Genomic DNA, 24,802 nt, shown 5'->3' on the forward strand with positions numbered 1-24,802 from the left:
CAGGTGTCATATGGAGCTGGGCCGAGCATAGCACTGGCCGACCGAAATGCGGCAGAGTGCAAACTACTGAGAGTGTGGATCAGTTGCGTAGAGCATGTTATGAACTCAGCCGATTGCCGATCCAAAGCTGGGTTTTGGACGCCATAGGCATGATGAAGAGCACGAAATCCAGGCAGTCAATACTTTTTGCAGTAGTCCTATGCTGGTGCGCAGCCTCTTGCGAGATCCATTCCACCGGGAATTAATTCCTCGGTGTCAGGACAGGGTGAGTCGGACATCCACAACGCAGCCGATGGCCGAGATGATCTTCCAGCGGCTGCGAACTCACATCAAATGGCTACGAGCGATGCCGACGCCGACCTTCAGGAAGGCCGCAACAGAATGTCCGCCATGCGTTCGCCGATAACCACCGTCGGGGCCATGGTGTTCCCAGTGCTCACGCGGGGCATGACCGAGGCATCGGCGATGGACAGGCCCTGCACGCCACGCACCGACAGCCGCCCATCTACCACGGCCATTTCGTCGCGTCCCATGGGGCAGGTGCAGCTTTCGTGGAAGTAGGTGCCAGCCGCATTGCGCAGGAAGTCTGCCATGGCCTGAGGCTTCAGCGGACCCGGCATCACCTCCCGCCGTACGAAGTCTTTCATCGCTGGCGAGTTGCCGATCTCTCTGCAAAGTTCGATGCCGCGCAGCAGCGCCTTGACATCGTCGGGGTGGCGCAGGAAGCCTCCATCCACAAGCGCCTTGTCGGTCGGGTTGGCTGAGGCCAAGGTGACGCGGCCGCGGCTCTTGGGGCTCACAAGGCCTGGCGCGATTGACCATGCGCCGACGGGCGGCTTGTACTGGGCCCCCGTCACTTCCGAGGCGTAGGGCACCTCGATCTGGAAGGGCTGCAGGTCTGGGCTGGCCAAGGCAGAATCGCTCTTCCAGAAAAAGGTGGCTTCGGCCACGTTGTTGGCAGGCGGCAGGGCGCTCTTGTATTCCCACACGCAGCCGGCCACCAGCACGTGATCCTGGAAGTTGCGGCCCACACCCGGCAGCCGCGCCGCGACCTTGATGCCGTGACGCTTGAGTTCGGCCTCATCGCCGATGCCCGACAGCATCAGGATCTTGGGGGTGTTGATGGCCCCAGCGCACAGCACCACGCGCTTTGTGGCATTCACTGTGTGCAGGCGCCCCTCGCGCATGAAGCTTACGCCCTTGACGCGGCTGCCGTCCATCACCAACTGCTGCACTTCGGCGCCGATCAGCAGGGTCAGATTGGGCCGTCCCATCGCAGGGTACAGGTAGTCCATGGGCAGGTTCCGTCGTCGACCGTCACGGATGCGCAGGTTGGCAATGGCCACGCCGCCAGCGCCTTCCATCATGGCGCCATTCTGGTCCTCGAAGCGCGGGATGCCCAGGGCTGCGGCCGCCTCCACCATCGCCGGGGCGACGGGGTTGGGGTTGCGTGCCGGCTCCACCCACAGCCGACCACCCCGTCCGCGCCTGGCCGCGTCGGGCGCGCCCTGCCAATCCTCGATACGGCGGTAAATCTCCAGCACACGCTCGTAGCGCCAGCCTTCGTCGCCAGTTTCAGCGGCCCAGAAGTCGAAGTCATTGCGATGACCACGCGCCCAGACGGTGGCGTTGATCGACGAGCCGCCGCCCAGCACCTTGCCCATGGGCAGGATCAGCGCGCGCTGGTTCACCGCTGGACTGGGCTGGGCGATGTAGCCCCAGTCGCGCTCGCTGCCGATGTTGGTGGGCCACTGCGCTGGTTCGAGCACCGCTGGCACTTGGTCACTGCCGCCGGCCTCAAGCAGCAGCACCCTGGCGTCGCTTTCGGCAGCCAGGCGGCCAGCCACGACGGCGCCCCCGCTACCGGAGCCGATCACGATGACGTCGTATTCGGCCTGCAGGGCGCGGGCGTTGGCCTGCTGCAAGGCGGCGGCCTCCGCGCCTTGCTGCGCGATGGCCTCGGCGGCAGAGAGCCCGACGCCGCTGGCCAACGCGAGATGCAGAAAGCGGCGGCGGTCCAGCCGCCCGTGGTAGAGCGCTGCTTCGAGAGCGTTCAGTCTGTCGCCCTGGGACAGGGCAATGCTGCGAGGAAGTTTCATAGGTGTGTCTCCTGGAAATCGTTCTACTGCGAAGGTCAGAAGGGGTACTGGATGCCCTGCTCCATCACGCTGACCCACTGCGTCTGAGTGAATTCGTCGAGGTTGACGGGGCCACCAAATCGTCCGCCGTTGCCCGAGGCGCCCATGCCGCCGAAGGGCACGTGGAATTCGTTATTCACCGTCTGATCGTTGATGTGGACCATGCCGCTATGCAGTCGCCGCGCCAGGGCAAGGCCGCGTGACACCTGTCGCGTGTGGATAGCCGCCGCCAGCCCGTAGGGCGAGCTGTTGACCAGCGCCACTGCCTCGTCGTCGGTGTCGAAGACGGTGATCGGGGCCACCGGGCCGAAGATCTCCTCGGTGAAAGCCTGCATCTGCGGCGTGACGCCTTCGAGCACCGTGGGCCAGTAGTACAGCCCTTCCCGTCGCGCGCCGGCCAGGGCGTGGGCACCTCCGTCGATGGCGTCCTGCACGATTCGTTCCACGCGCGTCGCCTGCTTGTCGTTGATCAGTGGGCCCAGGTGCGCCGGGCCCGCGTGCGGGTCACCCACGTGCAGCCGCCTCGCCCGCTCAGCCAGCAGTTGGCCGTAGCGTGCAGCCACGCTGCGATGCACCAAGTGGCGGCCAGCCTGCATGCAGATCTGACCCTGGTGCAGGAATGCGCCCCAGGCGCCGCTGGAGCTGGCGGCCTCCAGGTCGGCGTCGTCCAGAACCACCAGCGCGTTGTTGCCGCCCAGCTCCAACACGCACTTCTTCAGCAGTCCGCCGCAGACCTGGCCGATGCTACGGCCAACGGCGGTGGAGCCGGTGAAGGAGATCATGTTCACCAGGGCATGCCGCACCACCGCGTCACCCGTTTCGGGACCGCCCGGCAACACCTGAAGCACCCCCTCAGGCAGACCCGCATCCGCGAACAGCTGGGCGATCAATGCCCCGCCGATCACCGCTGTCTGCACGTCAGGCTTGAGCAGCACCGCATTACCAAGCGCCAGTGCCGGAGCCACCGAGCGCATGGCCAGCAGCAATGGGAAGTTCCATGGCGAGATCACGCCCACTGTGCCGATGGGCACTCGGTGCCAGTAGTTCGTGCGCCCCGGCAGGCTGGAAGGAAAGATCTGTCCCACCGGCTGCATGGGCAGTGCGGCGCACATGGACAATTGCTCGCGCGTGGCCTGCAGTTCCCAGCCGGCCTTGGGCCCTATGGAACCGGCTTCACGCACGTTCCAGTGTTGGAACTCGTCGGCCCGCTCGGCCAGCAGTTGCTCCGCGCGGCGCAGCACGGCGGCGCGCTGGTCGAAGGGGGTGGCGGCCCAGGCGGGCTGGACGGCGGCGGCCCGTTGGGCGGCGCGGTCCACGTCGCGCGCGTCGGCCAGGCCGATCTCGCCCAGCACCTCGCCAGTGGCGGGTTCTTTTATCAGGGTGGTGCCGCCCTGGGCGGTTTCCCAACCATGAACGTAGATGCGCTGATGCCAGGCGGGCTGGCTAGCGATGGTGGTTGTCATGCAATGTCTCCGGTGACGTTGAGGTTGCCGACGGTTCGAGCCGTCGGTCTCCTGCTTCCCGCAAACCCCATACCAGACCGGGCACGGTTGGCTCCTTGCAGCATCTTTCCCTCGGAAACGCCCGAAACAGACGCGGGAAGCCAGCAGGATCACCGTCTCAATTCGAGACGATTCCGTCTCAAAGCTAGACGACGTGCCAGCCCAGGCACCGCGCGCGTCAGGACATCCCCGATTGACGCTGCATCCACGGCGCCTCAGACTTTCCGATTGCCATCCGCTTTCTCGCCTATGTCCGTTGCCACCGGTGCCATCACGAGCTATCGCCCAGAAGCCATCTGGAGCGCCCGCCGCGCCTTTTTCGATGAAGGCAGGGCGCCGCAAGGTGTCGTACATGAAGGCGTGCTGCGTTCCTGGGTGCACTGCTGCGAGATCGGCCGTTCGGTGGACGAGCCGGTGGAGTTTCAGCCAGTGGAACGTGCGCGCATTGCGCATCTGCTGGGTGCACATGCCGAGTTGTTGGACGCCGCACGCCCCGAACTGACGGACCTTGCAGCCTCGGTGGCCGATGCAGGCTATGCGGTGCTACTGACTGACCGCCACGGCAACGCACTGGCAGTGGATGGTGCCATCGCCCAGCGCAGCGTGCCGTTGCGGCAGGCCTTCCGCGCGGGCGTAGACCTCTCCGAATCGGCCATCGGCACCACCGCGATGGCTGTAGCGATCCGCGAGGCACAGCCCGTGCGCGTGCTGGGCCCCGAGCACTTCCACACCGAGACGCAGATCTTTCACTGCAGCGCGGCTCCCGTGTTCGACCCGCAGGGCGAGGTGATCGGGTCCATTGACGTCAGCCGCGATATGCCGGGCTTGGTGGACAGCACTTTGTGGCTGGCGGCGCGTTGCGCCCATCGCATCGAGCGGCGGCTGTTTCAGCGTGTGCCCGCACTGGTACACGTGGAGATCGATGCTGGCGGCGGTGCTACCTTGCCCGCAGGCAGCGGCGCCTGGCTGGCGTTTGGTGATGGCGGTGAGTTGCTGGCAGCCAACCGGCCGGCGCGGCACCTGTTGGGCCTGTCACCCGGCCCACTGGCGGTGCTGGATTTCGAGCAACTCTTCAGTGAGCGCTTCGGTGCTTGGGTGTCGGCGTTGCGCTGCTCTGGGCATGGCGCTGCGATGCGTTTGGCCGAAGGTGTGCGCCTGCGTGCGATGACTCTGGAGGACGCCAGGGCGTCTGCACGAGCCACCCGCCAGCCAGCGCGGGCTACCCCGTTGCCAGCGAAGCCCATTCTGGGCGACGATCGGTTGGCTCGCGCCTTTGAACGCACGCTGCGTGTAGCCGAGTCCGGCTTGCCGGTGCTGATCACTGGTGAAACCGGCACTGGTAAGGAGGTGGTGGCCCGTGGCCTGCATGCCGGTGGCACGAGAGCCGGAGGGCCTTTTATTGCCCTTAACTGTGCAGCCATACCCGCCGAATTGCTGGCCGGCGAGTTGTTCGGCCACGTGGAGGGGGCCTTCACCGGTGCCCGTCGTGGCGGCGCGCCGGGCAAGATCGAGGCAGCCCATGGTGGCACGCTGTTCCTGGACGAGATCGGCGATATGCCCCTGCCGCTACAGGCCTCGCTGCTGCGCGTACTGGATAGCGCCGAAGTGGTGCGCCTGGGATGCACGCGGATGCGGCCAGTGGATTTGCAGATCGTCTGCGCCACCCACCGCAGCCTGCCGGCGCTGGTGACCCAAGGCCTGTTCCGCGAGGACCTGATGTACCGGGTATCCGGCCATACGCTGCACTTGATGCCGTTGCGCGAGCGGCAGGACTTTGACACCATCCTGGATACCCTGCTGCTGCGTTTGGGCGCAGAACCTTGCCGCATACCGCCCAGCGTACGGGCTCAGTTGCGCACTTGGCGTTGGCCTGGCAACGTGCGCGAACTCGCGCATGCGGTCCAGCGGGCGCTGGCGTTGGCCTCGATGAATGCAGACCTGACCCTTGACGATTTCGGGGGGCATCTCTTGACTGCGTCGCCCAGCGCCGATGCCACCAGCGGTAGTGTGCTGCAGCAACTCACTCGCCAAGCCATCGAGCAGGCCCTGCAGCAGACTGGCGGCAGCGTTACCCAGGCGGCACGGCTGTTGGGCATCGGCCGTGCCACGTTATACCGCCGCCTGAGACGCGCAGATTCGGGCAATGTGCCGGGAGTCAGAAGCTGAAATGCAGGCCGGCGTGCACCACCACGGGGTCAAGGGTGCTGCGGGCACGCACCGGCGGACCGCCTGCGGCTGGCAGCGTGCCGGTGGCCGTCGTCTTGAGGAGTATCTTTTTGACATCGACGAACACCCCCCACCTCGGGCCGAGTGGAAACTCTACGCCCGCCTGCAGCGCAGAGCCCCAGCCACTCCTGGCATCCAGTCCCTGGATGGCGCCGTCGCGCGACTCCAGGACCCGGTAATAGACTGCCCCGGCACCGGCGTAAGGACGGATGCTTCCGGCCGCACCCCATCGGTACTGCATCGCCAGCACCAGTGGCCCGTACTTGATCTCGCCGAAGCGGCCAGCGCTCGCGACAGTGCCGGTGCCGTCGATGCGGCTGGTGGGCGGCACGCCCAACGTGGCCGAGGCCGACCAGTGAGGTGTCAATGCGTATCCGACCTCAAGCGCCGCCGTGGTGCTGTCCGATGCCTTTGCTCCGGCGCCGCTTACCGGTTGGCCTGCCAATGTGAGAGCCGAATGATCGTGGAATGTGACTCTAGCGGCGCCGACATGCAGCCACCAGCGGGCTTCTTCGGTGTCGGCGGCTGTGGCGGCGGTCGTGACGAGAGCGAAGGCGGCCAACGCCGCAAATCGCTTCTTTCGGTGATGCCTGGGTAGATTCATGCACTTGTCTCCTTGCTTCGGCTGTCATGTGTGGTTGCCGCATTGCGGCACGACCATGGTTCCGGGTCGCGGCTGCCATCGCAATCGCTTGCGCGCCGGCGAGAGCGGAAATGCGCAAGGCGATCATCAGGATATGAACTCTGGTCGCGTACAGCGCCGATGAGCAGAAGCCCCGAACACCATGCCATCCTTCGCTTTGCCGCAGTTTCTTTTCGCTGGTCTCGACTTCCGCCATGGTCGACTTTTCGACACGCGTGATGCGGGTGAAGCGCAGACCCGGCTTGGTCAGGTCTTCAGTCCCCATGCCTTGCGCGTGCTCGATGACGGCGCCCGCTTTCATGCCTGGGCGGACCACCTGCCATTTGGTTCGCTGTCGTTGAATCGGCTGGCTTGGCAGGCGCCGGTGGCTGTGGACCCCGGCGCATTGCTCGACTACTACCTGCTTTGCTTTCCATTGGCCGGCCACATCGAGTACCGGCATGGCCGTGAATTGCGGCGAGCTGGCCCTGGAGACCTTGCAGTCGTGGGCGGCGGAGAGCGCTTCCACTTCACGGCGGCAGTCGGCTACGAGCAACTCGTCCTGCGTATTGAGCGACAGGCTGTGGAAACCGCCTGGACGGCGCTTGCCGGAACCGTCCCGCGAGCGCCGATCTGCTTCTACAACCCCGATTCGGAGTGGACAGTCAGCGCGCTTGCCCCTGCGCTGGGACTTTTGACGGGCGCCCTTCGTGGGGAATTCGATGGCACAGCACTTCGGCACCTGGACGTGCGGTTGCAAGATCTCTTGCTGACCACATTGCTGCTACAGCATCCCCATTCAGCAAGACCGACGGCGATACAGTCCGTCCGCTCAAACCCGGCCTGCTTGCGCAAGGCCAAGGCTTTCTTGCTGGAACGCCTGGAGGAACCGATGTCGCTGATCAGGCTGTCGGAAGGCATAGGCGTACCAGGACGAACCCTGCAGGCCGCATTCCAGGCCAGCGACGGGCTGGGGCCCATGCAATGGCTGCGCGCGCGGCGGCTGGAAGGCGTCCGCGCCGCGCTGTTGGAAAAAAATGGGGCGCCGCCCCGTGTGGCGGCGACGGCCTTGCGTTTTGGCTTCACCCACCTGGGCGAATTTACGCAGCACTATCGCCGGGCCTTCGGTGAAACGCCCAGCCAAACCTTGGGGCGACGCACCTGATCAGACCTCCACACTGGGCCGAAAGGCTGTGGCAGGCAGATGGCAGCCGAATTCAGTGCACCAGCGCGCATACTCGGCTTCATCGCCATGACCTGCGAACAGAGGATTCCACAAGAATGTCCGCGCATAGACCCGGCAGCGCGCGGTCCCATCCTGTAGCTCCGGTGTTGTGTGCAGGGCATGCTTGAGTTGATCGATTTCCTGTCTCACTTCGGCCATGCGCCAGCCGCCTGCAGCGGGGCTGTCCCAGATCAGGCTGCGCCCCGAATCGAGCGTGCGTGCAAGCCAGGCGGTGCCGTCAGGCAGTGCAGGGTGGCCCGTGCGCGCAAAGGACGTCCAGGCGTCGCCCATCGCATGGGCCAGTGCCGAACGGGCCGTGCGGTTGAATGGGGTATTGATCTTGAAGACGTCCAATTCGCCGGCGATGTCCCGGAAGGGGAAAGCCATTTCCATGCCGTGCGCTGCGCCGAGCAGCAGGTCCGGCCGCACGAATGGGAGGGCGAGTACCTCATCCCAGTCGAAGCGATACGTCCAGACCTGGGCATGTCCACCGACCAGCATGGCATCCGCCGACCCATCAACGTGCATTGCCTGCCATGCCTGAGATAGAAAGCCCGACTCGGTCAGGTATGCCGCACGATCGCGTAGCAGCGGCAATCCGCCGGGCAGCAGGTGCACATGCTCTGGCTTGTCAGCGAGAAAGGTCCTGTACTCGTCTCGGTTGTTGCCCAGAATGACGGGGACGCGGTTCCATCGACCGGAGCGGAAGACCTCGGACAAAGGTTCGCGAGGGAGAACCACACCGTCGCGCACAGGGCGGGGCGCAAGATAGATGCCCGCGGTGCCAGGGCGGAATACGCTGAGCAGTTGATTGGGTGTGAGGCTGCGCAGCCAGTCCGCCGTGGCCCGGGCCGTCCCCGCAGCTGGACCGCCAAACCGTCTGCGTAGCCGGTTTTCCACTTCGCGAGCGCTGGTCCGATGGCTTTCCAGTGGCGCATTTGTGGCGTAGCTCGCCTGCGTTTCACTGAAGGTTTCGGTGACTGGCGATTGCGCGATGGCTCGGTGGAACAAACCCGCCGCCAGCGGGCTTGCCAGTAGCGTCAGCACGTTCTGGCCGCCGGCTGACTCTCCGAAGATCGTGACGCAATCCGGTTCCCCGCCGAAGGCCGCAATGTTCTGTCGTACCCATTGGAGAGCCAGAATCAGGTCCAGGGTGCCGAAGTTGCCTGATCGCTCCTCTTGCGTGGCATCGTCGGCTTCAGCGAGATCGGGGTGACGAAACCAGCCCAGCACTCCAAGCCGATAGTTGACGGTGACGACAACCAGTCCATCCCGCGCGGCGAGATTACGGATCGCGTCGTAGCTGGCGGAAGTGCCTACTGCGTTGCCGCCGCCGTGGATCCACACCATCACAGGCCGACGTTCGGTGCCCTGGGGCACCTCCTCAGGCAGCCAAGGAGGGGCGAAGACGTTGAGGTGCAAGCAATCTTCGTCCCCAACGATCTGGCCATGTATGCGCTTTGGCAGCGGGGCCAGCAGTCCCGCGTACTGTGGTGCCATCGGTCCATGGGCGAGCGCTTCGCGTACCCCTTGCCAGGGTGCTGCAGCACGCGGGGCTCTCCACCGCAGCGCTCCCACCGGGGCCGTTGCATATGGGATGCCTCGCCAAGCGTGGATGTTCTCAGGCTCCATGCTGCCAATCACTTCGCCCATCACGAGCTTTCTGCGTGTGGCGGGGTGTGCGCCGCGTGCCCTTTTGTTCTGAATCGATGACTGTTCCATGTGCCCGGACGTTGATGTGTTGAGGTAGAGATGGTTCACGCTCTACCCAGGCGATGGCAATCGCTGTTGCGCAGAAATTACGGAATCACGCAGCTTTGGTTGGAAGTGGTGCCCTGGAGCGTCGAACAGCTCGGTGCTATTACCCCTCGGCGTGCACTCATTCACCGAGGATCCCGTTTTGCGATGGCACCGTATTTGCCGACCAGCGCTGCACAGCACCCTCCTTCTCGCCCCGTTGGCCAAGCCGACGACTCGCTGATGAACCAGACCATCGCGCTGCTGGATAGGGTGCTACGCCAGCAGTTGGGTCCGTTCGAGCTGGAGGTAATGGCGGGGGGGCATCGGTTTGCCGGGCAATTTGCTGGATGAATGGCACATATCTCCACTCCAGTTCGCCTTAACCGGTGCAAATGTGAGTGACCCCGGCCATAGCTCCGCTACGAACGTCGGTTGCACTGTCGATTATCGGCAAACATAGCTCGCCGCAAGATAGGCATCACCTGACGTGTAAGTCGTTTTCAGTGGGTACGCGCAGACCGGCAGACTGATCTCTTCGGGGGCGCCAGGAACGGATGATGCAACGATGCCCTCTGGCGCCCGGCCATGCTCTACCCATTCAACCAGCAGCTTGTGCAGGTCCCCCGCCGCAGGGTGGGGCATCGGCGGTGAAGCGCCATGGTTCGACGTTTGATTCATGGGGCCATGGCCCATCCCGGCGTACTCGTAGTAGCGATAAAACTCTTGCACGGGAACTGGCCCGCCCATGGTCGCCAGGACACGCTCGTAATACTGTCGAGACCCTTGGGGAGGGATCAGCGGATCCGCCATCCCGGCATAGTGGATCAGTTTGCCGCCGCGCGCCTTGAATGCAGTCAGGTCCGGGTCGTCCGTGTTGATGAAGCCAAACTGCGATTGCAGCGCGATACCGGCGTCGTAGGCGTTATTGAGCTGCGCATAGCTCAGCGTTTTCCATGCGTCCGCTCCATTGCCGGTTGCGTTGGTGAACAAGGTACTGGCGATTCGATAGTCCTGCAGTTCAAATGCAACCATCTCCGAAGCAATCGGGAATACAGCGGGCGTGGCGAGCAGAGCCAGGCTCGTTCCGCGTGTCAAGCCGTACCACCGATGCACACCTTCAATAGGACCAAACCCGTTGTCGATCGCGGGATCTGGCACGCTTCCGTCCGAGGTCATGCCATACCAGATCTTGTTGATTGCCAGTGCTTGGGGCTGGGTCACGCAGGCCGAGGTTCCATTGGTTCCGCCGCTGCCAACACAAAGAACCTTGGCGTCCTTTGTCGGGTCGTAGCGGCAACTGGCCGGGTCGAGCACAAAGCCCAAATGCTTGCCCCCCACAATGTCGCAAGCGGAGATCGCAGCGTTTGAGACCAGATCCAACTGCTCCAGCGACATGTAGTTGCCGCCGAGATCCTGGTGAATGACGATTTGCGGGTAGAGTTCTGCAGTGATGAACTTGGTCCAATTGATTGCAGGGTAGCCTGCCAGAATTCCATCGAAATCGCCGGGGTGCGCCTGCGCGAGCTTGAGGGCTTGCCGCCCGCCCGTTGAGCCACCGTCCCAATACGAAAATTTGGGTGCTGTACCGTAGTAGGCTTGTGCAAGCGCTTTGGTCTTGACCGCCTGCTCGTGAATTGCCCTGGAGGCGAAGTCGTTCCAGAGGGTCGTGTTGATCGAACCGTCAGGGTTCACGGCAAATGACGCTTGGAAGCTTGGTGGGCTACCGCTATGGCCTGTGTCGGTTGACGAGGAAACCGACCCGTCCTGGCCTGCGATGTCAGCGGGAAAACGAATATCCCCGCTGTTCGTCGCGGAAGAGATTGCCGTGGTATCTGCCTCTTCCGTACCTGCCCAGCCACCGCCACCCACCGCATGCACTCGGCCATTCCATGCTGACTTGGCGGGTAGCCATACTTCGATTCCGATCCCTGGAGAGGTTGATGGCGCATTGACTGGGCCGGGATTGCCGGGGCCGACAAGAAGCTTGACCAAGCAAAGGGCATTGGCCGCTTTCGGCGTCTGCGCAGTGGCCGCGCCGGACAGGACGAGGGGGTCGCCTTTTTTGAAGGCTTTCACAAGGAGCACAGTGGTGTGGGCATCCGGCTTGAAGTTGGCCGTGATCGAGTCATCGCACGTCAACTGTGTGGTTTCCGCAGCGTGGTCCTTGCCGCTTCCTCCGCAGGCAACCAGGGCGAGGCTGAGCGACGCGGCAAAAGCGGTTGCGGCCCAAGCGCCCGAAAGCCGGGCTGGTCCGCAGGCCGAGAGGCGGCCTTGGATCGTGGTCATGTTGTCGTCTCCTTAAGTCACGTTGTGTTTTCTCTGGGGACAACGCTGTCAATGAATTAAAGTGCATTGATCGATGATCCCCAGCCACGATGCTAGGCGAGCGGATACGGACAATCTATCGAGATATTGCGCTCAATTTTCGAAAAATTGCTCCTGGCGCATAGGGTTTCCCAGGTTGTTGTTGCATGCATTAAAATGCATAAATCAAAGACTGTGTGGATCAGAATGCGCTTGTTCACTGCATCACAACCTAGCTGAAAGCACCCATGTCGGACTCTGCGCGGCAACCATTGCGACACTTCGAGCCTCTGGCAACGCCGCTCGGCTGGGCGGGGCTTCCCATCACTCTGGAACTGTTGCCGGGACAAGCTGAAGTGGGCGCTATGGAGCTGCCAGAAGCCGCCGTGGCCGTGGTGCGAAGCGGAAGAGGAAGGCGGTGGTGGACGACCGCCGGACGCACGCAGGAGTTCTATTCCGCGCCCGGTGTGGCGGCATTTGCCGAGGCGGGTTTGTGTCTCGACCGGGCACGGTGGGATGGCATTGCCGGCGAAGTCGTCATGATCCAGTTGCCGCCGTGCATGGTCAATCGCCTGGTCCACGCGGACGTCCGGCCCTTTGCACTGCAAACGCGGCTTGAACTGTTCGCCCCGCCGTTGGCGAATGTCGTCAATGCGCTGTGGGATGAGGCATCCAGATGCTCTCCCCATAGCCCGATGTACGCTGAAGGGCTGACCATCGCATTGCTGGGCCTGCTGACTACATTGGGCGGGCCGAGTACAAAGCGATTGCGAAGCAGCGGCCAGTTTGGATCACGGGACAAGACCCGTCTTCAAACCTATATCGCGGAGCACTTGTCAGGGGACCTGCGCATCTCCAGGCTGGCCGAAGAGGTTCACATGAGTCCCTATCACTTTGCCCGGATGTTCAAGGCGACGTTCGGCAAATCGCCGCACGCCTTCGTTCTTGAGCGGCGCATCGATGTGGCGGCCAACGTGCTTCGCTCCACCTCGGAGCAATCTATTACGGAGATCGCAAGCGAGTGCGGCTTTTCCAGCCAGGCGCATTTCACGGAAGCCTTTCGCCGCATGCTTGGCACCACACCCGCCCGCTGGCGACGAGGCACATAGTGGCGCTGGGGTTGGCATCAGAGGCTGTAGGAGAATCTGTACGGTGCAGGCTGCCTGCTAGGAGTCCGTCGGATTTGAACCCGAGCGGTATTGATTGCTGAGTGCAAGGTGTTGTTCAAGACGGCATCTGCGCGATTGCCAAGGCCCCCCTGAGGGCACATCAAAGCGCCTGAACATCCAGTCTTGTTGTGATCGAGATGAACTTTTGCTCTCACGTCGCTGCGCGTAGCATGTGCATGCGTTTGACGTTCCAGGCCATGGTCACCAAGCTCCATTCGCCTTGCGCCTGGGGGAGCCCGCGCATACTCATCTGGCGCCAGTCCATTACGCGCTTGATGATCCCGAACACTGGCTCCACGGTCTGCTTGCGCAAGCCGTACAGCGCCCGCCCGGCCTGCGTGCCCAGCCAATGCGCCATCTATATCACAGCATCCATGGTTTGAGGCTCAGGGGCGCCAGGTGCGAGACGCTCCAGCACGGGCTCATGGTGCTCTTTCACCTTGAGCGCCAGCAGCGGTTCGATCTCGGCTTGCTTGCAGGCACTCACGTTGGCCTGGCTGTAAAAGCCGTTGTCCCCCAGCAGGGTATGCACCTGGCCCAGCACTGCGGGCAACACACCAATCCATAGCTCTGCTGGATAAGGTGCTACGCCAGCAGTTGGGTCAGTTCGAGCTGGAGGTGTTGGCGGCGGGATCCAATCGCACAGTCTTGAATTGAAGCCGCCGATGCAACCTCGCTCGGTAAAAGACTCCCCGCCCCTACTCCCGCAAGCCCTTGTTCAGGTGCAGTCATAACTAATAGTCAGGAGCGGTTTTGGCTTGAGGTTCAGCCTCGTTGCTGCAGTAAATAAGTTTGCATTCCTGCGGTCGGCAGCGGTGGGCTGAAGTAGTATCCTTGGGCCTCATCGCAGCCCTGTGCGCGTAGGAAAGCGAGTTGGTCTTCGGTTTCCACGCCCTCGGCGGTGGTGCGCATGCCCAGAGCATGGGCCATGCGGATGATGGCGCTCACTATGGCGCGGTCGTTGGGGTCGTTGCCCAGGTCGCGCACGAACGACTGGTCGATCTTGAGCTTGAAGATCTGGAAACGCTTGAGTTGACTCAGTGACGAGTAGCCGGTGCCGAAGTCGTCCATCGACATGCGCACGCCCAAAGCGTGCAGCTGGTCCATTGTGGCTACGGCGGTATGGGGGTCGTCCACGGCCACGCCCTCGGTCAGCTCCAGCTCCAGCGCGTTGGGCGGCAGACCGAATTCGGCCAGCATGCGGCTGATTAGCTCGGGCAGCTGGGGCTGGCGGAACTGGATGGCTGAGAGGTTGACCGCCATCGTCAGCCCCGGGAACCCGCTGCACCGCCAGGCCTTGAGCTGCGCCAGTGCGGTGCGCAGCACCCATTCGCCGATCTGCAGGATCTGCCCGTTGTCTTCAGCAATGGGAATGAACTCTGCCGGCGAAATGCCGCCCAGCTGCGGGTGCAGCCAGCGCAGCAACGCCTCCACGCTGTGCACCGAGCCTGTGGACAGGCTCACCTGCGGCTGGTAGTGCAGATGCAGTTGCTCCCGTTCGAGTGCGCGGCGCAGGGCGTTTTCGAGCTGCAGCGCGCGCATCGACTGGGCCTGCATCTCGGGCGTGAAGAAGCGGAAGGTGTTGCGCCCGTCGAGTTTGGCGCGGTACATGGCCACGTCGGCGGACTGGGTGAGCGTGTCGAAGTCCGCGCCGTCCTGCGGGAAGAGGGCGATGCCCATGGAGGGCGCCATCGTCAGCTCGTGGTGGTCGATCTGGTAGGGCTGGCGCAAAGCTTCCTGCAGCTTGCCCGCCACGCGGGCAGCACCGTGCGCGTTGGCCCCGGGCAGCAGCAGGATGAATTCGTCACCGCCCAGGCGCGAGACGGTGTCGTTGTCGCGCACCGTGGCACGCAGCCGCTGGGCGACCTCCATCAGCAACGCATCGCCCACGCGATGACCCAGCGAGTCGTTGACCTGCTTGAAATGGTCCAGGTCCAGGAAGATCACGGCCAGCGGCGTGCCGCCCTCCTGCGCCAAGCAGATGGCCGAGCGCGCGCGCTCGGCCAGCAGCGCGCGGTTGGGCAGGCCGGTGAGCGCGTCGTAGTGCGCGAGCCAGTAGATACGCTCCTGGTCGGCCCTGCGGTCGCTGATCTCGCGGTGCAGGTTGTCCACCGTTTCGCGCAGCTCGCGCGTGCGATCGCGCACCTGGCGCTCTAGGTTCTCGTGCGCCCGGTCTAGCGCTTCTTGGGCGCGCTTGTAGGCCTCGATGTCGTCGATGGTCCAGATCGATCCTTCGGCGGTGTCATCCGGGTTGATGAGACGGCCAGTAAGGTTGCTCCAGAAGACTTCGCCAGTGCGCCGACGCATGCGCCATTCGGTGCGGAAGGTGTGCCCCTGCGAGAGAGTCGCGTAGGCGGCACGCCCCAGAGCGCGGAAAGCCTCGTTGCTCGGGTGCAGGGCTTCCATGCTCTGACCGATCAGTTCCTGCGGGGAGTCATAGCCGAAAAGCTCCGCATAGCGTGGGTTGCAGCGCACAACTACGCGCTGGCGAACGAAGACGATGCCCACGCCCGCGCTGTCCAGTAGGGTCTGCTGCTCGCGCAGGGTGCGTTGCAGCGGCGTATCAACGGGCAAATCGGAGATCGGGAGGACTGGCACCTCGGGCGTGAGGGGCATGTGAACGGCGGGATGAAGACAGCCGCCGAACGGTATCCTCCGCGTTGCTGTCTGTTTCATTGGGCCTAGGGCACTTTTTTCACTACATCCACTTTTTCAGCCAAAGACTGGATGTCATGGGTAAGCTGGTTTCCTAGAACCTCTTGTTGACGCAACGCCTCGACGACCTCAGACACGATGGCAACGCGCTTCTGGGCGCCTGTTTGGATGCCTTGCATAGCCTCACGCGATGCGTGGATGCGCGCCCGACCCATTTCCGTAGCCTTCGAGGCATCGCCCACACGCTCGCCGGCCGATTTGCATGAGGCCGCGAGCGAAGAGGCCAATGTGCTGACCTGGTTGCTCGCTTCGTTGGTGCGCGCGGCCAGTGCCTTGACTTCGTGGGCCACCACGGCAAACCCGCGCCCTGTTGCGCCGGCGCGGCTGGCTTCGATGGCGGCGTTGACGGCGAGCAGATCGGTCTGTCGCGCGATTTGGTGGATCGTGGCCACGATGTCTCCGATCTGATTTGCTTTGGCCTGGAGTTCGGCAAACACGGCGCTGGAATGCTCGATGTGCTGCGCAAGTTCTTCAATCGCTGTCTCAATGCCGGCGACGGCGACGGCTCCATCCTTGACTTGGTTACCCGATGATTTGGCCAGCACCGTAGCGCGGTCCATGGCATCGAGCGCATTGGCAACCAGGCGTACGAGGATGCCTGCGTGCTGCGCCAGGTTCTGAACTTCCCCGTCCAGCCCCAGCCCCTCAACCACTTCGCGCACGTCGCTCCAGAGGGAGTGGACGGCCACAGCGTGTGCCTCGGAGGCCGTCGAAGCCTGCTCATGCTGCAGGGGCCCTGCGTCTGCGCGCCGGTGGCCGAAGACAGCCATGACAACGAACAGGACCAGGCAGCAGCCACCCAGTAACATCGTCAGGAGATCTTGGGCCGTTAGAGCGATGGCCACAGAAACAAGGGCCCCAATGACGGCGGCAATCAACTGGCCATAGGCAGGTGGCGCAATGTGGGGCGCGTGGCGGTGTTCGGTTCGTGTTTGCATCGAGTTTCTCTTGCTCATGAAGTCGCAGTGTTAGTACTGCAGACGCCCATCCCGCGTGACGACGCCGATATCGACATAGCGCGACCCCACGTTGCCACCGGCGAAATCCACCAGGTAGCCGCCTAAGTCCACCCGCAGCTTGTGCAGCGCGCCGCGCAGACTGTCGGGGGTAGGCGCGCTGCCTGTGTGGCGGAGCCCTTCGATGAACACCCGGCAGTTCAGGTAACCGACCAGGTGCAGCTGCGTGCGCGCGGTGTCCGTCGGGGCATACCGTTCCATGGCCGAGCGGAACTGCCGGATCAGGGCTGAGGAAGATGAGTCCGTATTGGGGGTGACCTGGGCTACGCCGATGCCGACGGAGTGCGCCGCGCCGGCCTTGTCGATCAGCCCTTTGACGGGGACGTAGGACATGCCATACATCGGCGTGGCATCGCCCGCGCCCCGGACCTGCGCCGCGAAGGCTGCCCCGCTGTTGGGCACGAGGATCATCACGTAGGCTTGCGCGTTCGACTGGCGCAGGTCGTTGGCGATAGCCGTGAAATCTTCACCCGCCGAAGGTACGCCAACGCTCTTGGTAATGGCGACATCTGCCTTCTGGGCGACGCCCTGGATGAATTCCATCCCGCCTCGGCCAAAGGGAATGTCCTGGTAGGCAACGGCGATGCGCGAGATGCCAATCGTCGAGAGGTGCTGGACGATGCGCGCCAACTGGACATTGTCGCTGGCGTGAACGTGGAACATCCACGGGCTGCCTGGCGAGCGCAGAACGTCAGCTCCAGGGGTAACGCCCACAACCGGAATCTTCAGGCTTTCGAGTGTGCCGTCCTTGAGCAGCGCGCTGGCGTTGGCCGACCCCAGCAGGTTGAGGAAGGCAACGGGCTTTTCGCCGCGCGCGACCTCGCGCATAAGCGCAATGGTTTTTTCGGGCTTGTATTCGTCGTCACGCTGCACCAGCCGCAGGGTGTTGCCGTTGATGCCGCCGGCCGCATTGGCTTCGGCAATGCACGCCTTGGAGCCTTCCAGATTGGCCAGCCCGTTGACGCCCAGCGGCCCACTGAAAGGTCCCACATGGGCTACGACGACTTCGCCCGCAGCGGAAGTCTGAACCGCCATGCAAGAGCACAGCAACACCGGCGCCGCCAGAAGGCGCAATGTGAAGGATCGCATTTGTCTCTCTCCAAACTCGTTAGGCCGATGCGAATAGGCGGATCGCATTCGGCGCGTTGCATATGCGCCGTTGCCCCTCTGCCGGGGGCTTGGGGTTGCATATCAAACGCCCAGGCGCTCGCTGAGGGCGTGGGGATCTGCCAGGAGGCTGGCGGAATCGCCCGCCAGGACGATCTGGCCCTTTTCCATCACCAGCGCCTGTTCCGTGTGGTGCAGCACGCGGCGCCAGTCCCGGTCCACGATCAGGGTGGCGATGCCTGTCTGGCGGATCGCCTCGATCACGCGCCAGATCTCGGCGACGATGAGGGGTGCCAGCCCCTCGGTTGCTTCGTCGAGGATGAGCAGGCGCGGGTTCGTCATCAGCGCGCGGCCGATGGAGAGCATCTGCTGCTCGCCGCCGGACAACTGCTGCCCGCCGTGGGCCAGGCGCTCCGACAGGCGCGGGAAGGTAGCGAGCACGCGCTCGAAAGTCCACTCGCGCCGGCCATCGACGCCAGCGCGCGCGGCCATTACCAGGTTCTCGCGCACGGACAGGTTCGGGAAGATGCCGCGCCCCTCCGGCACGTAGCCGATGCCCAGCCGGGCCATCCGCTCGGGTGCCCAGCCCGTCACGCTGGCGCCGTCGCAGCGCACGCTGCCGCTCGCCGGGCGCACATAGCCCATCAGGCTGCGGATCAGGGTCGTCTTGCCCATGCCGTTGCGGCCCAGCAGGCCCACGGACGTGGCCGTGGGGATGCGCGCCTCGATGCCGCGCAGGATGTGGCTGTCGCCGTAATAGGTGTGCAGGTCCTCTATGCCGATCATTCAGTGCTCCTCGCCCAGGTAGGCCGTGCGCACCTGCGGATCGTTGCGGATCGCATCCGGCGAGCCGGTGGCGATGACGGCGCCGTTGACCATGACGGTGATGCGCTCGGCGATGCGGAACACCGCGTCCATGTCGTGCTCCACCAGCAAGATGGCGTGGCCCGGCTTGAGCCGCTCCAGCAACGCGAGCATCCGGTCGGTCTCCTCGGCGCCCATGCCGGCCAGAGGCTCGTCCAGCAGCAGCACGCGCGGCTGGGTGGCCAGGCACATGGCCACTTCCAGCTGGCGCTTGGCGCCGTGGCTCAGGGTGCCCGCAAGGCGGTTGGCTGCGGGAGCAAGCCCGGTGGCCTCCAGCGCAGCATTGGCCGCCTGTACGCTGGCGTCGCATTTGCGCGCCGACTCCCACAATGCCCAGGGGCGCGGGTTTCTGGCCTGGGCGGTCAGGCGGCAGTTCTCATGCACTGTGAATTCGGGAAAGATGGTGGTGCGCTGGTAGCTGCGGCCGATGCCCGACAAGGCGCGGCGCGGCTGCGGCTGGCGGGTCACGTCCGCGCCGGAGAGCTGGATGCGGCCCTCGGAACTGGCGATCTCGCCGGACAGCATGTTGATGAGCGTGGACTTGCCGGCCCCGTTCGTCCCGATGACAGCGTGGACTTCGCCAATGCGCAGGTCGATGGAAACGGTGTTCACGGCCGTGAGCCCCCCGAAGCGCCGGGTCAGCCCCTGGACTTGCAGGATCGTGCTCATGTGCGGGGCTCCTTGGCGGTGCGTGCGGTGCGGTGCACCAGCCCGATCAGGCCCCTGGGCAGTAGGGCCACGAAGGCGATGATCGCCAGCCCAAGGGTGAGCTGCCAATGGTCGGCCAGGCTGCCCACTACGGCGTGCGTGGACAACAGTTCCTTGAGAAGGGTGAAGACGATGGCCCCCAGCACCGCGCCGCGCAGGTGCCCGATGCCCCCCAGGATCACCATCAGCAGCACCTCGCCGGAGATATGCCACGACAGCATTTCCGGGTTGACCACGCCGTCGCGCGCGGCCACCAGAAAGCCCGCCAGCCCGGCCAGCGAGCCGGCGATGACAAAGGCGGCCAGCTTGTACCAAAAGGTGGGAAAGCCGGTGGCGCGCATGCGCTGCTCGTTGGCGCGGATGCCCGCCAGCGCGGCACCGAAGCGGGAGCGGCGAATCACGGCCAGCAGCACGTAGGTGAACACCAGTGCGGCGAGCGCCACATAGAACACGGTGAGGCGGCTCTCCATGTCCAGAGGTCCCACGGCGGGACGCGCATACAGGTAGATGCCATCGCTGCCGCCGCCCACGGGCGTGTCGTGGAAGATGAAATAGGCCATCTGCGCAAAGGCCAGAGTGACCATGATGAAGTACACCCCGCGCGTGCGCAGCGAGAGCGCTCCCACGACCAGCGCATACAGGCCTGCCGCCAGCATGGACAGCCCCACCAGCACGGCAAGGTTGCCCGCCCCGTCGCCCGATGCGATGACGGTGACGTAGGCACCAACGCCGAAATAGGCCGCGTGCCCCAGGCTGACTAGCCCGGCCATCCCAACCAGCAGTTCCAAGCTGAGGGCAAAGATGGACAAGATCATGACCTTGACCACAAGGTCTCCCAGATAGCCGGTCAGCATAGGGCCGGCGGCGGCGAGCGCCACCGCGATCCCCAGCGGTAACCAGATCCCGTTGTTGCGCGGGACAGCGATAGGCGTTGGAGCAGTTTTCATGGATAAGGTAGTGGTGTTCATGTGCGCCGGCCCATCAAGCCCTCGGGGCGCCAAATCAGCACGATGGCCATCAGCACGTAGATGCCAATGCCCGCAGCTTCCGAAAAGAAGACCTTGCCAAAGGTGTCCACGAAGCCCACCAGCAGTGACGCCACCAGTGCACCAGTGACGGAGCCGATGCCCCCGATGACGACCACCACGAAGCAGATGATCAGCACACTGGCCCCCATGTTGGGATAGACCGACGAGATCGGCGCGGCGATCATGCCGGCCAGGGCTGCCAAGGCCACGCCGGCGGCGAACACAGTGCGGTACAGGCGACGGATGTTGATGCCCAGCCCACGCACCATGTCCCGGTTGCTGGCCCCGGCACGGATCATCATGCCCAGCCGCGTGCGGTTGACGACCAGATACAGTGCCACGGCCAGCACGATGCAGGCGCCCGATGCGAACAGACGGTACCAGGGGTACTGCATAAGGTCGCCCAGGGGCAGGCTACCCCCCAGCCAGGGCGGCACCGGCACGCCATGCACGTCGTTGCCCACGAGGATGGAGCGCAGCTCCTCGAAGACCAGGATCAGGCCATAGGTCATCAGCACCTGCTGCAGATGCTCGCGCTGGTACAGATAGCTGAAGAACACCCATTCGAGCACATAGCCCAGGACGGCTGCCAACAAGGTTCCAGCAACGAGGGTGACCAGAAAATTGCCACCGAACAGCGGTGACAGAGCGAAAGCCATGTACGCGCCGATCATGTAGAAGCTGCCGTGCGCCAGGTTGATCACGCCCATGATCCCGAAGATGAGCGTGAGCCCGGAGGCCAGCAGAAAGAGCAGCAGTCCGTACTGAATCGCGTTCAGGCACTGCACGAGAAATGTGGCGAAATCCACGTTGGTTCATCCTGACTGATTGGAGAGTGGAAGAGCGCACCGGGTGTGCCGGGTCGCCCTGCCGTGGAGTGGCTCGGTGGATGGTGCTTACAGCTTGCAGCCGCGCGCCGGATCGGAAAGCGCCTTGGAGGCGATGCCGATCACCTTGTTCTCCTTGCCTTCCACCCGGCGCAGATAGATGTCCTGCACCGGGTTGTGCGACCTGGACATGGTGAACGAGCCGCGCGGGCTGTCGAACTTCGCCTTCTCGACAGCCGCCGCGAACTCGGCCTTCTTCGATACGTCGCCCTTCACGGCGTCCAGGCCCACGCGCAGGATCTGCGCGGCGTCATAGCCTTGCACGGCATAGACATCCGGCTGCAGCTTGAACGCCTTGGCATAGGCCACGCGAAAGCTCTTGTCCTTGGGCAGATCCAAGTTATCCGCATAGTGCAGCGTGGTCAGCAGGCCCTGGGCCGCTTCGCCCTGTGCGTCCAGCGTGCCGTCGGTAAGGAAGCCCGAGCCGTAGAGCGGCGTGGTCTTGTTCAGGCCCGCGGCCGCGTAGTCCTTGACGAATTTCACGGCGCCGCCGCCGGCAAAGAAGGCGAACACGGCATCTGGCTTGGCCGCCGCGATCTCGGTCAGCAGCGCCTGGAATTCCACGTTGGGGAAGGGCACCGTCAACTGCTTGAGCACTTTGCCGCCTTCCTTCTCGAAACCCTCCTTGAAGGCGTTGGTCATCTCCTCGCCAGCTGCGTACTTCCAGGTGATGGTCATCGCGGTCTTCTTTTTCTCCTGCGTGGCGGCCACCGTGCCCATGCCGTAGGAAGACTGCCAGTTCGAGAACGAGCTGCGGAAGATGTTGGTGGCGCACATCGGGCCCGTGACGGCGTCGGAGCCCGCGTTGGGCACGATGAGCAGGGTGTTGCTTTCCTTCGCCGCGCGCGCCATGGCCATTGCCACGCCCGAGTGCACGGTGCCGACGATCACGTCCACCTTGTCGCGCCGGATCAGCTTATTGACGTTCTCCGTGGCCTTGGCGGGGTCGGACTCGTCGTCCACCTTGATGAACTCGATCTCGCGGCCCGCGAGCTTCCCGCCCTGCTCGTCCACGTACATGCGAAAGCCGTTCTCGATGGCCACGCCCAGCGCGGTGAAGGTGCCGCTGTAGGGCAGCATCAGGCCGACCTTGAGCTTGTCCGTGCTTTGGGCATGGGCGCCTGCGGCGAGAATCAGTGTGCTCAGCGCGATGGCGCTGCGGCGAGTGAGTGTGTGCTTCATGCTTGTCTCCTGTGGTGAATGAATGTGTGTGTCGCTGTGATGACCTGCTCAGGCTGATCCCGGTGGGGCGAGTGGCCGCAGTGCGGGATTTCCAGCAACTGCGTGGTTGGGACGCTTTCGGCGATGCCCCGGATCTGCGCCAGCGTGCCGTAGGCATCGTCCAGGCCCTGGATGGCCAGGACCGGGCAGCGGATGTCCGCGAGTTCATCGGTGATGTTCCAGCGCCGGAAGGGCGGGTGCAACCAGATGCGGTTCCAGCCCCAGAAGGCGGAGTCGGGGTCGCCGTGGTACTTCGCCAGGCCCGCCCGCAGGCCGCCGGTCTCGTAGTCCGCCTTGGCGCGCTCGATGTTCCGGACCGTGATGTCCTCGACGAAGATATGCGGCGCGAGCAGCACCAGTCCGGCCACACGTTCCGGATGCCGGCCCGCGTGCAACAGGGCGATGGAACCGCCGTCGCTGTGCCCGAACAGCCAGACGGGCTGCTGTACGCCGACGGCGTCCAGCAGCCGGGGCAGAACTTCATAGGCCTGCTGGTGCATGAAGTCCACGTCCCACACCTCGTCGTGCGGGCGGGGCGTGGACTGGCCGTACCCCGGGCGCGAGAACACGAGCCCGCGAGCCCCTGCAGTGGTACACAGCCGGTCGGGGAAGTGCTTCCACATCGCCAGCGAGCCCAGCCCTTCGTGCAGAAACACAATGAGCGGCCCTCGCGCGGATTCGGGCCCCACCCAGGCGTACTCGACGCGCACCTCGCGGCTGCGCCAGCGTAGATCCTGAAACTGAGTCACGGACGGACCTCGAGTTCGCGCAGGCGAAAGCGCTGGATCTTGCCGGTGGCCGTCTTGGGCAGTTCGGCCAGGAACTCGATCTGCCGGGGGTATTTGTAGGGCGCGAGCCGTTCTTTGACGAAGGCCTTGAGCTGCCCTTCGTCCACCAGTTGCCCATCCTTGAGCACGACGAAGGCCTTGGTCTTGGTCAGGCCTTCGGCGTCCGCCGTGCCGATGACCGCGGCTTCCAGCACCGAGGGGTGTTCCATGAGGGTGGATTCGACCTCGAAAGGCGAGACATAGATGCCGCTCACCTTCAGCATGTCGTCGCTGCGACCGGCATAGACGTAGTAGCCCTGCTCGTCGCGCACGTACTTGTCGCCGCTCTTCGTCCAAGCGCCCTGAAAGGTCTCGCGGGATTTCTCCCGGTTGGCCCAATACGTCAGTGCGGCGCTCGGGCCTCGGATGTACAGGTCACCCACTTCGCCGTCGGAGGCTGGCTGGCCGTCCTCTCCGCGCAATTCGACCTCGTACCCGGCCACGGGCTTCCCGGTGCTGCCGTACTTGATGTCGTCGGGACGGTTGGAGAGAAATACGTGGAGCATCTCCGTGGAACCGATGCCATCGATGATGTCCACGCCGAAGTGCGCCTTGAACCGGTGGGCAATGTCGGCGGGCAGCGCCTCCCCGGCAGAGGAGCACATGCGCAGGGCCACGGACTGGCGCTCCGGCAGCCGGGGCGATGCCAGCATGCCGGCGAAGCCGGTCGGGGCGCCGAAGAACACCGTGGGCCGGCACTGCAGCTCGGTGAGGCGCCTGAAGACGGCGTCCGGCGTGGGCCGCTCGGCCATCAGCACCGTGCAGGCGCCCACCGAGAGCGGGAACGTGAGCCCGTTGCCCAGGCCATAGGCGAAGTACAGCTTGGCGGCGGAGAAGCAGACGTCCTTTTCGGTCAGGCCCAGGACGCCCTTGCCATACAGCTCGCCCGTCCACCACAGGTTGCGCTGCGTATGGACAGTGCCTTTCGGTCGGCCGGTGGAGCCGGAGGAGTAGAGCCAGAAGCCCGGTTCGTCGCCCGTGGTCGGCGCGGGGGCGGCGAGCGGTGGCACGGCGGCCAGCGCAGCCTCGAATTCCAGCGCGCCCTGCGGCAGCTCGCTCTCGGGCTGGGACACGATGACCGTGCGCAGTTCGTGCGCCGACTTCTGCATAGCGGCCTGCAGGGTGCCCTGCAGCGCGCCCGAGACGATGCCCGCCTGCGCGCGGCTGTGCTCCAGCATGTAGGCATAGTCGTCCGCGGTCAGCAAGGTGTTCACCGCGACGGGCACCACGCCCGCATAAAGGCAGCCAAGGAAGCTCACGGGCCAGTCGTGCGAATCCAGCATCAGCAGCAGGATGCGTTCCTCGCGGCGCACGCCGGCCGCCAGCAGGGCGGCGGCCAAGCGGCGCGCCCGCTGCTCCAGCTGCCCGTAGCTCAGGGGGCCGCGGTCGTCGATGTAGGCCAGGCGGTCGCCGCGCTGGCGGTGCAGCGCGAACAGGTGCTCGGCGAAGTTGAAGGGGCCGTCCGTGGGGGTGGGCATGGTGTCTCCGTGTGCGTGTGCGTGT

Annotated in this window: 18 protein-coding genes and 1 pseudogene; 3 read left to right on the plus strand and 16 right to left on the minus strand. The window is 64.4% G+C overall.

Going from position 1 to position 24,802, the window contains the following annotated elements; all coding sequences use genetic code 11:
- Positions 1-362: 362 nt before the first annotated feature.
- Positions 363-2,099: a GMC family oxidoreductase gene (locus tag KYG_RS14710; RefSeq protein WP_008905712.1), complete on the minus strand. Its 1,737-nt coding sequence runs from the start codon at positions 2,097-2,099 to the stop codon at positions 363-365.
- Positions 2,100-2,134: 35 nt separating this feature from the next.
- Entirely contained in the window at positions 2,135-3,601 is a 1,467-nt protein-coding gene (locus KYG_RS14715) for a benzaldehyde dehydrogenase (protein ID WP_008905713.1), read from the minus strand.
- Between the two features lie 288 nt (positions 3,602-3,889).
- Here KYG_RS14715 and KYG_RS14720 point away from each other — a divergent pair, with 288 nt between their 5' ends.
- Positions 3,890-5,806, plus strand: coding sequence for a sigma-54-dependent Fis family transcriptional regulator (locus KYG_RS14720; protein WP_008905714.1), 1,917 nt, complete (start codon positions 3,890-3,892; stop codon positions 5,804-5,806).
- Here the strand turns inward: KYG_RS14720 and KYG_RS14725 are convergent.
- Entirely contained in the window at positions 5,796-6,470 is a 675-nt protein-coding gene (locus KYG_RS14725) for an OmpW family protein (protein WP_008905715.1), read from the minus strand. The two genes, KYG_RS14720 and KYG_RS14725, sit on opposite strands and share 11 nt — an antisense overlap.
- Before the next feature lie 181 nt (positions 6,471-6,651).
- Between KYG_RS14725 and KYG_RS14730 the strand changes: the two genes are divergently transcribed.
- Positions 6,652-7,653, plus strand: a complete 1,002-nt coding sequence (locus KYG_RS14730; protein ID WP_008905716.1) for a helix-turn-helix domain-containing protein — start codon at positions 6,652-6,654, stop codon at positions 7,651-7,653.
- Here the strand turns inward: KYG_RS14730 and KYG_RS14735 are convergent, their stop codons facing one another.
- Together KYG_RS14735 and KYG_RS14745 are read right to left on the minus strand one after the other, a co-directional pair.
- Complete coding sequence (locus tag KYG_RS14735; RefSeq protein ID WP_369749934.1) at positions 7,654-9,435, minus strand: carboxylesterase/lipase family protein; 1,782 nt, start codon at positions 9,433-9,435, stop codon at positions 7,654-7,656. It abuts the gene before it with no gap.
- Positions 9,436-9,897: 462 nt separating this feature from the next.
- A complete protein-coding gene (locus tag KYG_RS14745; protein ID WP_008905719.1) occupies positions 9,898-11,739 on the minus strand; it encodes a tannase/feruloyl esterase family alpha/beta hydrolase in 1,842 nt (613 codons plus the stop codon).
- A 266-nt stretch (positions 11,740-12,005) separates the two neighbouring features.
- On the opposite strand from KYG_RS14745, the gene KYG_RS23345 reads away from it, so the two are divergent.
- Positions 12,006-12,866 (plus strand): helix-turn-helix domain-containing protein, encoded by an 861-nt coding sequence (locus tag KYG_RS23345; protein WP_008905720.1) that lies wholly within the window; start codon positions 12,006-12,008, stop codon positions 12,864-12,866.
- Positions 12,867-13,077: 211 nt separating this feature from the next.
- Here the strand turns inward: KYG_RS23345 and KYG_RS23900 are convergent.
- The 11 genes and pseudogenes from KYG_RS23900 to KYG_RS14810 form a co-directional block, all read right to left on the minus strand.
- A pseudogene (locus KYG_RS23900) lies at positions 13,078-13,488 on the minus strand (transposase); the annotation flags it as partial.
- Between the two features lie 203 nt (positions 13,489-13,691).
- Positions 13,692-15,542 carry an EAL domain-containing protein gene (locus KYG_RS14765; RefSeq protein WP_008905721.1) on the minus strand — a complete coding sequence of 617 codons (1,851 nt, stop codon included), beginning with the start codon at positions 15,540-15,542 and terminating at the stop codon, positions 13,692-13,694.
- A gap of 65 nt (positions 15,543-15,607) precedes the next feature.
- Positions 15,608-16,579: a methyl-accepting chemotaxis protein gene (locus KYG_RS14770; protein ID WP_008905722.1), complete on the minus strand. Its 972-nt coding sequence runs from the start codon at positions 16,577-16,579 to the stop codon at positions 15,608-15,610.
- Between the two features lie 30 nt (positions 16,580-16,609).
- Positions 16,610-17,746 (minus strand): ABC transporter substrate-binding protein, encoded by a 1,137-nt coding sequence (locus KYG_RS14775; RefSeq protein WP_008905723.1) that lies wholly within the window; start codon positions 17,744-17,746, stop codon positions 16,610-16,612.
- 102 nt (positions 17,747-17,848) lie between these two features.
- A complete protein-coding gene (locus KYG_RS14780; RefSeq protein ID WP_008905724.1) occupies positions 17,849-18,550 on the minus strand; it encodes an ABC transporter ATP-binding protein in 702 nt (233 codons plus the stop codon).
- The gene (locus KYG_RS14785) at positions 18,551-19,297 is read right to left on the minus strand and encodes an ABC transporter ATP-binding protein (protein WP_008905725.1); all 747 of its coding nucleotides are present in this window, start codon (positions 19,295-19,297) and stop codon (positions 18,551-18,553) included. It abuts the gene before it with no gap.
- Positions 19,294-20,283, minus strand: a complete 990-nt coding sequence (locus KYG_RS14790; protein WP_050813865.1) for a branched-chain amino acid ABC transporter permease — start codon at positions 20,281-20,283, stop codon at positions 19,294-19,296. The genes KYG_RS14785 and KYG_RS14790 overlap by 4 nt, the downstream gene beginning before the upstream one ends.
- A gap of 17 nt (positions 20,284-20,300) precedes the next feature.
- Positions 20,301-21,173, minus strand: a complete 873-nt coding sequence (locus tag KYG_RS14795; protein WP_008905727.1) for a branched-chain amino acid ABC transporter permease — start codon at positions 21,171-21,173, stop codon at positions 20,301-20,303.
- 87 nt (positions 21,174-21,260) lie between these two features.
- Positions 21,261-22,433: an ABC transporter substrate-binding protein gene (locus tag KYG_RS14800; RefSeq protein WP_008905728.1), complete on the minus strand. Its 1,173-nt coding sequence runs from the start codon at positions 22,431-22,433 to the stop codon at positions 21,261-21,263.
- Entirely contained in the window at positions 22,430-23,221 is a 792-nt protein-coding gene (locus KYG_RS14805) for an alpha/beta fold hydrolase (protein WP_008905729.1), read from the minus strand. Before KYG_RS14805 ends, KYG_RS14800 begins: the two co-directional genes overlap by 4 nt.
- On the minus strand, positions 23,218-24,777 hold the full coding sequence (locus KYG_RS14810) for a benzoate-CoA ligase family protein (RefSeq protein WP_008905730.1): 1,560 nt from the start codon (positions 24,775-24,777) through the stop codon (positions 23,218-23,220). The genes KYG_RS14805 and KYG_RS14810 overlap by 4 nt, the downstream gene beginning before the upstream one ends.
- Positions 24,778-24,802: the final 25 nt, after the last annotated feature.

The sequence above is a fragment of the Acidovorax sp. NO-1 genome, assembly GCF_000238595.1.
Lineage (GTDB): Bacteria > Pseudomonadota > Gammaproteobacteria > Burkholderiales > Burkholderiaceae_C > Acidovorax.

Excerpts from the sequence above, each read along its gene's own strand:
- KYG_RS14775 (WP_008905723.1), bottom strand. The coding sequence starts at position 17,746 with ATGCGATCCTTCACATTGCGCCTTCTGGCGGCGCCGGTGTTGCTGTGC.
- KYG_RS14745 (WP_008905719.1), bottom strand. The coding sequence starts at position 11,739 with ATGACCACGATCCAAGGCCGCCTCTCGGCCTGCGGACCAGCCCGGCTT.
- KYG_RS14735 (WP_369749934.1), bottom strand. The coding sequence starts at position 9,435 with ATGGAACAGTCATCGATTCAGAACAAAAGGGCACGCGGCGCACACCCC.
- KYG_RS23345 (WP_008905720.1), top strand. The coding sequence starts at position 12,006 with ATGTCGGACTCTGCGCGGCAACCATTGCGACACTTCGAGCCTCTGGCA.
- KYG_RS14770 (WP_008905722.1), bottom strand. The coding sequence starts at position 16,579 with ATGCAAACACGAACCGAACACCGCCACGCGCCCCACATTGCGCCACCT.
- KYG_RS14765 (WP_008905721.1), bottom strand. The coding sequence starts at position 15,542 with ATGCCCCTCACGCCCGAGGTGCCAGTCCTCCCGATCTCCGATTTGCCC.
- KYG_RS14725 (WP_008905715.1), bottom strand. The coding sequence starts at position 6,470 with ATGAATCTACCCAGGCATCACCGAAAGAAGCGATTTGCGGCGTTGGCC.
- KYG_RS14785 (WP_008905725.1), bottom strand. The coding sequence starts at position 19,297 with ATGAGCACGATCCTGCAAGTCCAGGGGCTGACCCGGCGCTTCGGGGGG.
- KYG_RS14710 (WP_008905712.1), bottom strand. The coding sequence starts at position 2,099 with ATGAAACTTCCTCGCAGCATTGCCCTGTCCCAGGGCGACAGACTGAAC.
- KYG_RS14810 (WP_008905730.1), bottom strand. The coding sequence starts at position 24,777 with ATGCCCACCCCCACGGACGGCCCCTTCAACTTCGCCGAGCACCTGTTC.
- KYG_RS14780 (WP_008905724.1), bottom strand. The coding sequence starts at position 18,550 with ATGATCGGCATAGAGGACCTGCACACCTATTACGGCGACAGCCACATC.
- KYG_RS14800 (WP_008905728.1), bottom strand. The coding sequence starts at position 22,433 with ATGAAGCACACACTCACTCGCCGCAGCGCCATCGCGCTGAGCACACTG.
- KYG_RS14715 (WP_008905713.1), bottom strand. The coding sequence starts at position 3,601 with ATGACAACCACCATCGCTAGCCAGCCCGCCTGGCATCAGCGCATCTAC.
- KYG_RS14730 (WP_008905716.1), top strand. The coding sequence starts at position 6,652 with ATGCCATCCTTCGCTTTGCCGCAGTTTCTTTTCGCTGGTCTCGACTTC.
- KYG_RS14720 (WP_008905714.1), top strand. The coding sequence starts at position 3,890 with ATGTCCGTTGCCACCGGTGCCATCACGAGCTATCGCCCAGAAGCCATC.
- KYG_RS14790 (WP_050813865.1), bottom strand. The coding sequence starts at position 20,283 with ATGAAAACTGCTCCAACGCCTATCGCTGTCCCGCGCAACAACGGGATC.